This is a genomic window from Tepidibacter sp., assembly GCF_025210165.1.
Classification (GTDB): domain Bacteria; phylum Bacillota; class Clostridia; order Peptostreptococcales; family Peptostreptococcaceae; genus Tepidibacter_A.
On record NZ_JAOASI010000081.1, the window covers coordinates 1 to 9,150 of the forward strand.

The 9,150-nt window shown below is 25.5% G+C and carries 11 protein-coding genes; 10 read left to right on the forward strand and 1 reads right to left on the reverse strand.

The window, feature by feature from the left end; translation table 11 throughout:
- From N4A48_RS13985 to N4A48_RS14000, 4 genes are all read left to right on the forward strand, one after another.
- Positions 1–102: IS3 family transposase (locus N4A48_RS13985; RefSeq protein ID WP_293663950.1), on the forward strand; the 102-nt coding region annotated here is incomplete at its 5' end.
- 67 nt (positions 103–169) lie between these two features.
- Entirely contained in the window at positions 170–295 is a 126-nt protein-coding gene (locus N4A48_RS13990; protein WP_293666959.1) for a hypothetical protein, read from the forward strand.
- A 28-nt stretch (positions 296–323) separates the two neighbouring features.
- Complete coding sequence (locus N4A48_RS13995) at positions 324–1,223, forward strand: RelA/SpoT domain-containing protein (protein ID WP_293666961.1); 900 nt, start codon at positions 324–326, stop codon at positions 1,221–1,223.
- 13 nt (positions 1,224–1,236) lie between these two features.
- Positions 1,237–1,944: a M48 family metallopeptidase gene (locus tag N4A48_RS14000; RefSeq protein ID WP_293666963.1), complete on the forward strand. Its 708-nt coding sequence runs from the start codon at positions 1,237–1,239 to the stop codon at positions 1,942–1,944.
- A gap of 62 nt (positions 1,945–2,006) precedes the next feature.
- Here N4A48_RS14000 and N4A48_RS14005 read toward each other — a convergent pair whose 3' ends face one another.
- Complete coding sequence (locus tag N4A48_RS14005; protein WP_330665143.1) at positions 2,007–2,927, reverse strand: TIGR01212 family radical SAM protein; 921 nt, start codon at positions 2,925–2,927, stop codon at positions 2,007–2,009.
- A gap of 176 nt (positions 2,928–3,103) precedes the next feature.
- Here N4A48_RS14005 and yyaC point away from each other — a divergent pair, with 176 nt between their 5' ends.
- The 6 genes from yyaC to N4A48_RS14035 all read left to right on the forward strand — a co-directional run bounded on the left by yyaC (position 3,104) and on the right by N4A48_RS14035 (position 8,608).
- The gene (gene yyaC, locus N4A48_RS14010) at positions 3,104–3,679 is read left to right on the forward strand and encodes a spore protease YyaC (protein ID WP_293666965.1); all 576 of its coding nucleotides are present in this window, start codon (positions 3,104–3,106) and stop codon (positions 3,677–3,679) included.
- 135 nt (positions 3,680–3,814) lie between these two features.
- Positions 3,815–4,120: a hypothetical protein gene (locus N4A48_RS14015; protein WP_293666966.1), complete on the forward strand. Its 306-nt coding sequence runs from the start codon at positions 3,815–3,817 to the stop codon at positions 4,118–4,120.
- 169 nt (positions 4,121–4,289) lie between these two features.
- Entirely contained in the window at positions 4,290–5,525 is a 1,236-nt protein-coding gene (locus N4A48_RS14020) for an efflux RND transporter periplasmic adaptor subunit (protein ID WP_293666967.1), read from the forward strand.
- Between the two features lie 19 nt (positions 5,526–5,544).
- The gene (locus tag N4A48_RS14025) at positions 5,545–6,231 is read left to right on the forward strand and encodes an ABC transporter ATP-binding protein (protein ID WP_293666968.1); all 687 of its coding nucleotides are present in this window, start codon (positions 5,545–5,547) and stop codon (positions 6,229–6,231) included.
- Between the two features lie 23 nt (positions 6,232–6,254).
- Positions 6,255–7,457 carry an ABC transporter permease gene (locus N4A48_RS14030; protein ID WP_293666970.1) on the forward strand — a complete coding sequence of 401 codons (1,203 nt, stop codon included), beginning with the start codon at positions 6,255–6,257 and terminating at the stop codon, positions 7,455–7,457.
- A gap of 20 nt (positions 7,458–7,477) precedes the next feature.
- Positions 7,478–8,608, forward strand: coding sequence for a TolC family protein (locus tag N4A48_RS14035; RefSeq protein ID WP_293666971.1), 1,131 nt, complete (start codon positions 7,478–7,480; stop codon positions 8,606–8,608).
- Positions 8,609–9,150 lie beyond the last annotated feature (542 nt).

A 9,150-nucleotide genomic window follows, 5' to 3' on the forward strand; every position in this document is an offset into this window, starting at 1 on the left:
ATTAAACAATACATGACTTATTATAATAACTATAGATATCAGTGGGGATTAAAGAAGATGACTCCTGTCCAATACAGAAATCATCTTCTTAATGTAGCATAGTCTTTTTTAAATTGTCCTTTACAAAGGGTACAGATTACTATTTAGGTGGTTTTATATTTATGATAAAATGATAAAGAAATTAAATTTTTTTAAAAATATAAAAAGGCTTTATGAATGTATGTTAGCTTTAATTATAAGTTTTGTAATATTTAATTCATTTGGAGATGATGAAATAGGTTTTAATATATTTTAGTAATATAACTATACAGAGGAGAAATTAAATGAGAATAAATAAAAAAGAATTTTTACAAAAACACCATTTAACAGATAAAATAAAAGATATAGATATAGACTGGAATGTAATAAATGATATACATGATGATTTCAATGAATATAAAAAAAACTATGAAAGTCAAGCCGAGTTTATAGCTACTATTTTGAGAACTCATGAAAATATACATTCTGTTAAGTCAAGAGTAAAAAATCCAGATAGGCTTATAGAAAAAATAATAAGAAAAATTCCTAGTAGAAAAAATAAGTACGGAAAAAACTTTTCTTTTTCTGTAGATAATTATAAAGAAGAAATAACTGATTTAATAGGAATTAGAGCTATACACATATTTAAAGAAGATTGGGAAGAAATACACAAATTTATAATGAAAACATGGAAAGTAATAGAAATAACAGCAAATGTTAGAGATGGAGATGATACTGAAAAATTTAAAGAATTAGGAATTGAAATCAATTCAAGAAAATCAGGATATCGTTCAGTACATTATTTAATTGAGTTTTTTCCAACGAATCAAAGAGTTATTGCAGAGATTCAAGTGAGAACAATATTTGAGGAAGGGTATGGAGAAATAGATCATAAACTAAGATATAGTCATAAGGAAATCCCAGAAGTTTTAGCACTAAACTTACTTTTGTTTAATAGAATTGCTGGAAGCTCTGATGAAATGGCATCTTTAATCAATCTATTGAATAAAAACTGGTCTCAAATGGAAGGTAAGTATGATGAAGTTATAAAATCTAAAAATAATCAAATATTAAAAATTAAAGATAAAATTTTATATAATATAAATATAGATGAAAAAGAAAAAAATGATCTGATATCTAGTATAGATAAAATAGTAAAGGATGATATACCTGTAGATTTTGGAAAAAATATGATACAGACATAATGGGAGCAATATAATGTTAAAAGTAGATTATAACGGAGAAAAAATAAATATATTGATAGAATATAAAAAAAGAAAAACCGTTAGCATAAGAATAGATTATGACCTTAAGGTAAGAGTGTTGGCTCCAAAAGAATGCAATAAAGACCAAGTAATGAATATCATTGAGTCAAAACTTGATTTGATTTCAAAAAAATTAAATGATATAAGGAGTTTATCTCAAAGGCAAGAGATAGAAATATCAAATGATGAACAACTTCTATATATGGGAAAAAAATACTATATAAAAGTTATTTTAGATAAAAATATAGAAAAAAATAATATAAGTATACAAAATAATAATATTATAATAAATACTCAAAATGATGAACAAGAACAAGTAAAAAATATCATAAAAAAACATTTCAAAAAAGAAGGTTCAAAGCAAATAAAAAAAAGAGTATCATATTATCAGTCTAATTTTAAACTAAAACCTAAATCAATAAATATTGTAGAATCTGAAAAATTTTGGGGTATATGTAGTTCAAATAGAGATATAAAGTTTAATTGGAAATTAATAATGGCTCCTATTGAAGTTATAGACTATGTAGTGGTTCATGAAATGAGCCATATGTCTCATATGAATCATTCTAAATCATTTTGGAAAATGGTCGCAAAAATAATACCAGAATATAAAAAGCAGGTTGAGTGGTTACAGTTCAATGGAAGATATATGAAAATATAATTATAATAAAATATATGGGGCTAACAACTTGGAGTTGCTTGGCTCCATATATCTTATACTTTTTATAAATAATATTTACCCTGGTATGAATCTCTAATTGAAAGTTCTTTATCTATACTATTTAAAACACTTCTTTTATCAAGACTCCACCACGGACCTACTAATGTATCTTTAGATCCATCTCCTGTTAATCTGTGAATTGTTATATTAGGATTTAGTTTTTCTAAAATATCACAAATTAAATGAATATATTCTTCTTTTTCTAACAAAGCAAATTTAGTTGAATTATAATATTTCTCAAGATCAGTTCCCTTAATTACATGAAGAAGGTGTAGTTTTACCCCTTGAATATCCATACTAGAAATTTTTGAAATTGATTCAAAAATCATTTCTCTAGTTTCATTTGGAATACCTAATATTAAATGGGTTACAACATTTATATTATAAGATCTTAATTTTATTACTTTTTCTTCGAATAAAGAAAAAGGATATCCTCTCCTTAGAAACTCAGCACTTTCATCATGTATAGTTTGAAGTCCAAGTTCAATCCATAGATATGTTTTTTTACTTAATTCACTTAATAATTGAATAACAGTATCATCTAAACAATCTGGTCTTGTTGCTATTGCAATGCCAACTACGTTGTCACAATTAATAGCGGCTTCATACTTTTTGCTTAAAACATCAACATCAGCATAAGTGTTTGTGAAATTCTGAAAGTAGGCAATATATTTTCCGTTAGGCCATTTGCTATTTAGTAAATTAATCTGATTTTCAATCTGTTTATCTATAGACAGAAATCTATCTGAGGCATATTCTCCAGAACCACTATCGCTACAAAATATACATCCATTAAAACCTATTTTTCCATCTCTATTAGGGCAGGTGAATCCTCCGTCTAGAGATAACTTGAAAATTTTTTCATTAAAAATTTTTCTAAGCTCAAAATTTAGTGAGTGATACCTTTTATCAAACCAACGCAAATTATTACACATCCTTTATACTTATAGTGTAGAGTATATTTTACTATGTAAAATAAAATCCCTCAAGGAATAATAAGATAAATTTATTAAAAAATTCATCTATTATTTTATATAGATGAATTTTTTTTATATATTAGGGAAAAACTTGTATTGTAAGAAAAGGTAGGTGAATATAGTTGAATGAAATAAATATAAAAGATAATAATGCTTATATACATTTTCCTAATATACTCAAAAATTATATTAAAGAGAATTATAAAGAAGAGCATAAAGAGATAGTTATATTATGCATAGGCACAGATAGATGTACTGGCGACTCATTAGGTCCATTAGTGGGATACAAACTTCAAAATAAAATAAATAAATATGAAGAAATATATATACATGGAACATTAGAAGAACCTGTACATGCAAAAAATTTAAGTGATACAATTGAGCATATAAATAAATATTATGATAATCCTTTTATAATAGCTATAGATGCATGCCTAGGAGCATCAGATAGAATAGGATGTGTTAAAGTATCTGATGAAGCATTAAAACCTGGAGCTGGTGTAAATAAAAAACTACCTTCTGTAGGTGATATAAGTATATTGGGAATAGTGAATGTATCAGGATTTATGGAATTTATGGTTTTGCAAAATACAAGGCTACAATTAATAATGAAGATGTCTGAATTCATATCAAGAGGGATAGACCATGCATTATGGACATGTACCCAGAAAAAGCAAATACAGAATAATATATATTAAAAAATGCCGTTTGAATTAATTCAGGCGGTATTTTTTAATATATATTATTCCGAGTAGAAAATAATGAAATTTTATTGTAACAATAAAAAAAATAAAACATAAAATAATATGTACTTAATAATAAGGAGGTATAATATGAGTTTATTTAAAATGTTCAAAAAGAATAGAAAAAAAAGTAAGACAAATAACAATAATAAAAAAGAACTAAAAGTAAGTAAAAAAGTAAAAAAATCAAAATCTAAAACCCTTGATAAAAAAAAACATGACGAAGTAAGAGAAAATAACGATAATATAGAATATCTTACTAAAGAAATCAATAATGAGCCAAAGACAACTACAATTAAAAAGAAAAAAAATAGAAATAATAAAAATAACAGAAATACAAAAAACAATAATACTGAAATTATAGAATTAATAGATGATAGCGAAATAGAAAAATAGAAAAACAACACATTAATGTGTTGTTTTTCTATTTTTTTGAAAATAATACAAAATTTAAGGAAAATTTAAGAAAATTTTAAGGAAAATAAAATACTAGAATGTTATAATCTTAGTATAAAATAATAACAATTTATTCTATGTAATTAAATTAAGGTGGGGGGTAAATTAAATGACAAGAAAAAAGAAAATAATAGGTATATCAATAAGTGCAGTTATTTTATTATTTGCAGTATTTAATTTTAGAACATCAGGGTCAAGTGATGACATAATAGTAACAACAACAGATATAACAAAAAGTGATATAAGTTCTAGTATATATGTAAAGGGAGAATTAAAGAGTAAAGTTAAATCAGAAATATCTTCAGACCTTACATATATAGTAGATAATATATTTGTAAAAGAAGGAGATAAAGTAAAAAAAGGAGATAAATTAGCAACATTTGATATGAAACAATTAAATCAAGATATTGAATCTGCAAAACTTGAATATGAAATTCAAGAAGCTCAATATAATGAAAAAAATAATGAAGAACATATACTATCCTTAGAAAGAGATGTAGAAAATCAAACTATGGATTTTGAAATTGCTAAAAACAAATATGAAAGTTCTAAATCATTATATGAATTAGGAAGTATAAGTAAGGACGAATTTGATTCTGATTATAACACATATAAAAAATCTGAAAATAATTTAGAAAAAATAAAATCAGATTTAAATAAGGCTATAAGAGAAAAAAATAATAATGTTGATGCAAAATCATTAGAACTCAAAAAACTAAATTTAAAACAAAAAATAGATGATTTAAGTAAATCAACAGTAAAAAGTCCGATTGACGGAACTGTTACAGCTGTTAATGCAAAAATTGGATCTATTCCTAAAGGAGCTGGAGGAATATTTGTTATAGAAGATTTAAATAATTTAAAAGCAACATTTGATATAAATGAATTTGATATAAGCAAATTACATAAGGGACAAGAAATAAATTTAACTACTGAATCTCTTTCTGATGCTAACTTTAAAGGAAAAATAACTAATATTTATCCAACAGCAAGAATAAAACAGGGATCTTCTTCTGGGAAACAGATAATAATTCCTGTGGAAGTAGATTTGACTGGGAATATAGAAGGTTTAAGACCAGGGCTTATAATTGAATCTAGAATAGAAACACAAAAACAAAAAGATGCGTTAATTCTTCCTTATGAAGCAATATATGAAAAACCAGATAAAACTAATTGTGTATTTGTGGTAAAAAATGAAACATTAAAGGAAATACCTGTTGAATTAGGCATTCAAAGTGATTTATCTGTACAAGTAATATCAAAAGATATAAAGCTTGGTGATAAAGTAGCAGTTAATCCTAATGAATCTTTTATAGATGGTATGAAAGTTTCTACTATGAAATAGTTGGAAAGAAGGTATAAAAATGATAGAAGTTAAAAATCTAGAAAAAGTATATCAAAATGGAGATATAAAGGTTCCAGCATTAAAGAAAATTTCTCTTACTATAAAAGAAGGAGAATTTGTAGCTATAATGGGTTCTTCTGGATCTGGTAAATCTACTTTTATGAACATTTTAGGATGTCTTGACAAGCCAACTTCTGGAGAATATCTGCTTGATGGAATACCTATACAAGATAGAAATGAAGAAGAGTTATCAGATATAAGGAATTTAAAAATAGGGTTTGTTTTTCAGTCATTTAATCTTATCCCAAGAACATCTTCACTAAAAAATGTAGAATTACCACTTTTATATGCTAGAAAAAGCCAAAGTGATAGAAGAGAAAAAGCCATTTCTATTTTAGAAAAGGTTGGATTAAAAGAAAGAATACATCATATGCCTAATGAATTATCTGGAGGTCAAAGACAAAGAGTTGCAATAGCCAGAGCATTAGCCAATGAGCCACCTTTGATTTTAGCGGATGAACCAACTGGAAATCTTGATACAAAATCAGGAGATGAAGTGATGGGAATTTTTAAGAAGCTAAATGATGAAGGGGTAACAATAGTACTTGTAACACATGAACCTGAGATTGCACAGCACTGCAAACGAGTAGTTGCTTTTAAAGATGGTATTTTAATAAAAGATGAACTTGTTGAAAATAGATTATAAATTTTAGATTGGAGGTTATTATCTTGTTTTTTTTGGAAAATTTTAAGCTAGCTATATCCAGTCTAAGAGCAAATAAGATGAGATCTTTTCTAACAATGCTTGGTATAATAATAGGAATTAGCTCCGTTATTACAATAATGACTCTGGGAGAGATTGGAAAAGCGAGTATAGGTAAAGATGTTGAGGGAACAATTGGAACTAGAAGAGTGGCTATTTATTTGGACTGGAATGATGATATAAGAAGAACTGATTTTTTGAATCATAGTGATTTAAGAAAAATAAGAAATGTATTTTCAAAGGAAGTTGAATACTTATCGCCTGTAAGCTGGGGAGGATCAGGTAAGGCTAAAAAAAATAAAGAATTTGGGAATGTACATATACAAGGTGTCAATGAGGAGTACAAGCATATAGGGAAAGTAAATATTATAAAAGGAAGGTTTTTAAATAAATCTGATGTTACAGGTAGACGATATGTAGCTACCATAAATAAAAAACTTGCTCTTAAATTGTTTAAAAGAACTAGTGTTGTAGGTGAAACTTTGAAAATTGAAAGAGGAGATTTAGAACAAAACTATACTATAGTTGGTGTGTATGAAGAACCCCCGTCTTTATTTGATAAACTCAACAATAGTAACAGAACTACTTTATATGCACCTTTAAGTATTATAGAATATGACGATGAATATGATTCTATAGATATACAATTATCAAAAAATTGCGATATAGAAGAAACATCCAGTAAAATATTAAGGTTTATATCTAGAATAAAAGGTAAGGAGAATCTATATAGATCAGAATCTGCTAAAGGACAGATGAATATGATTGATGGAATATTAAATAAAATATCTTTAGGAATAGGAGCAGTAGCAGCTATATCTTTATTAGTAGGTGGAATAGGTGTTATGAATATAATGTTAGTATCTGTAACTGAAAGAACTAGAGAAATAGGAATAAGAAAGGCTCTAGGAGCTAAAAGAAAGGATATATTACTTCAGTTTTTGGTAGAATCAATGATAATATCAGGTGTAGGAGGATTAATAGGAGTAACACTTGGACTTGGAGTATCTAATATAGCAGCTATTATACTGAAAGTAACTCCTAGTGTACCAATCAGATATATACTAATAAGTGTTTCTTTTTCAGCTATTGTTGGAATTTTCTTTGGTATATATCCTGCTAATAAAGCAGCTAAACTTGATCCTATAGAAGCACTTAGATATGAATAAATAATTGATTGGAGGTTAATATGAAAAAAAATAGATATATATTTTTATTTGTTATGATTGCATTGTTTACGCTTTTTAATTCTATATTAACATTTAAATCATTTGCAAGTGATTTAAATGTTAATACATTGACTTTAGAAAAAGCTCAAAGTGAAGCTGTATTAAATTCTAATATATTAAAAGAAGATAAAAGAAGCTTAGATGCATTGTATGACGATCGTTCAAAAACAAGAAGGCAAGAAAAGAGAATAAAAAATTCAAAATCAGGTGGAGGTCTATCACTAGAAGAGTACAAATATGAATCTGGAGATAAAATGAAAGAAGTAGATATAAAGATAAAAGGTAATGAACTAAAGTTAAAAGAAGATACAAAAGAAATAAAAAGAAAAGTATTAAAATCATTTCAAGATATTTTGATTAAACAAAAAGAATTAGAAATATCAAAAATGAATATGGAGCATGAATCAAAAAAGCTAGAGATATCAAAGTTAAAAAATAAACTTGGTAAAATCTCTGATATTGATTTAGAGAATAGTCACAATAAATATGATGAGATTTTTACAACATTAAGTACTAAAAAAATTGAATTAGAAAACCTATATAATAGTTTAAATCAATTAATGGGGCATAACATGGATGAAAGATATACTGTTGTATTAGATGATATAAATAAAGATATAGATATTAAGAATATAAAAAAACCTGTAGATATTATGGATATGGTTTTAAAAAATAGATATGATTATGTAAGTCTAAAAAATAGTTATGAAATACAAAATTTAAATTTAAACAATATTAAAATCAAATATCCTTCAAATACATATATGTATAAAGAGGAAGAAAGAACTTTAAATAATTACGAAGAATCATATAAAGAAAAAGAAATTTCAATAAAAAATGAATTAGAAAATGAATATTCTCAACTTATTTTAGCAAAAGAAAAATTAAACGATAATGAACAAATTTTAAAAAATTCTAAAACCATTCTTCAGAATAAATATAATTTTTTCAAATATGGTAGACTAAGTAAAATGGATATTGAAGATGCTAAAGTAGATATGATGAATAAAGAACTGGATTATATGAGTAATAAATTTGAATTTCAAAGAAATTTAGATGAATATACATCCAATTATGATTATATACAATAAATTTCCTATTCATTATAAAAAATCTTCTTTTTAAAGATTTCTAATGTAGAGTTTTTTGAAATTCATAACGTAAATTACACCTATACAAAATTTAAATAAGAATATAATTTCCTATTCATTATAAGAAAGCTTAGAATTTATTCTAAGCTTTCTTTTATATTAAACAAGAAGTTAATAACCAAACTACAATACATGAGTGCTTAAAATCATATAGATTTATACATCTCTGTAATTTATGTAGTTGTTTATTAATTCCTTGTTGTACTATTATAATAACCGATTCTAATGAATATATTCTGGAATATTAAGTTAAAAATTATACAAATCAAATAAAACAAGCTTTATAGTAAAAGTAAAATATGGAATTTGGAGTATGGTTTTGGCAATTTCATATGTAAATAAATCTATTGTGCTAGTTGAAATTAATTTACTTAATATGGTAAATTGATTTCAACAAAAAAATATCCTCTTAACTTCAAACGTATGGTTATATTATCCAAATGCTAAAGACTTAATTCTTGATATATCTTCATCTTTTCCAA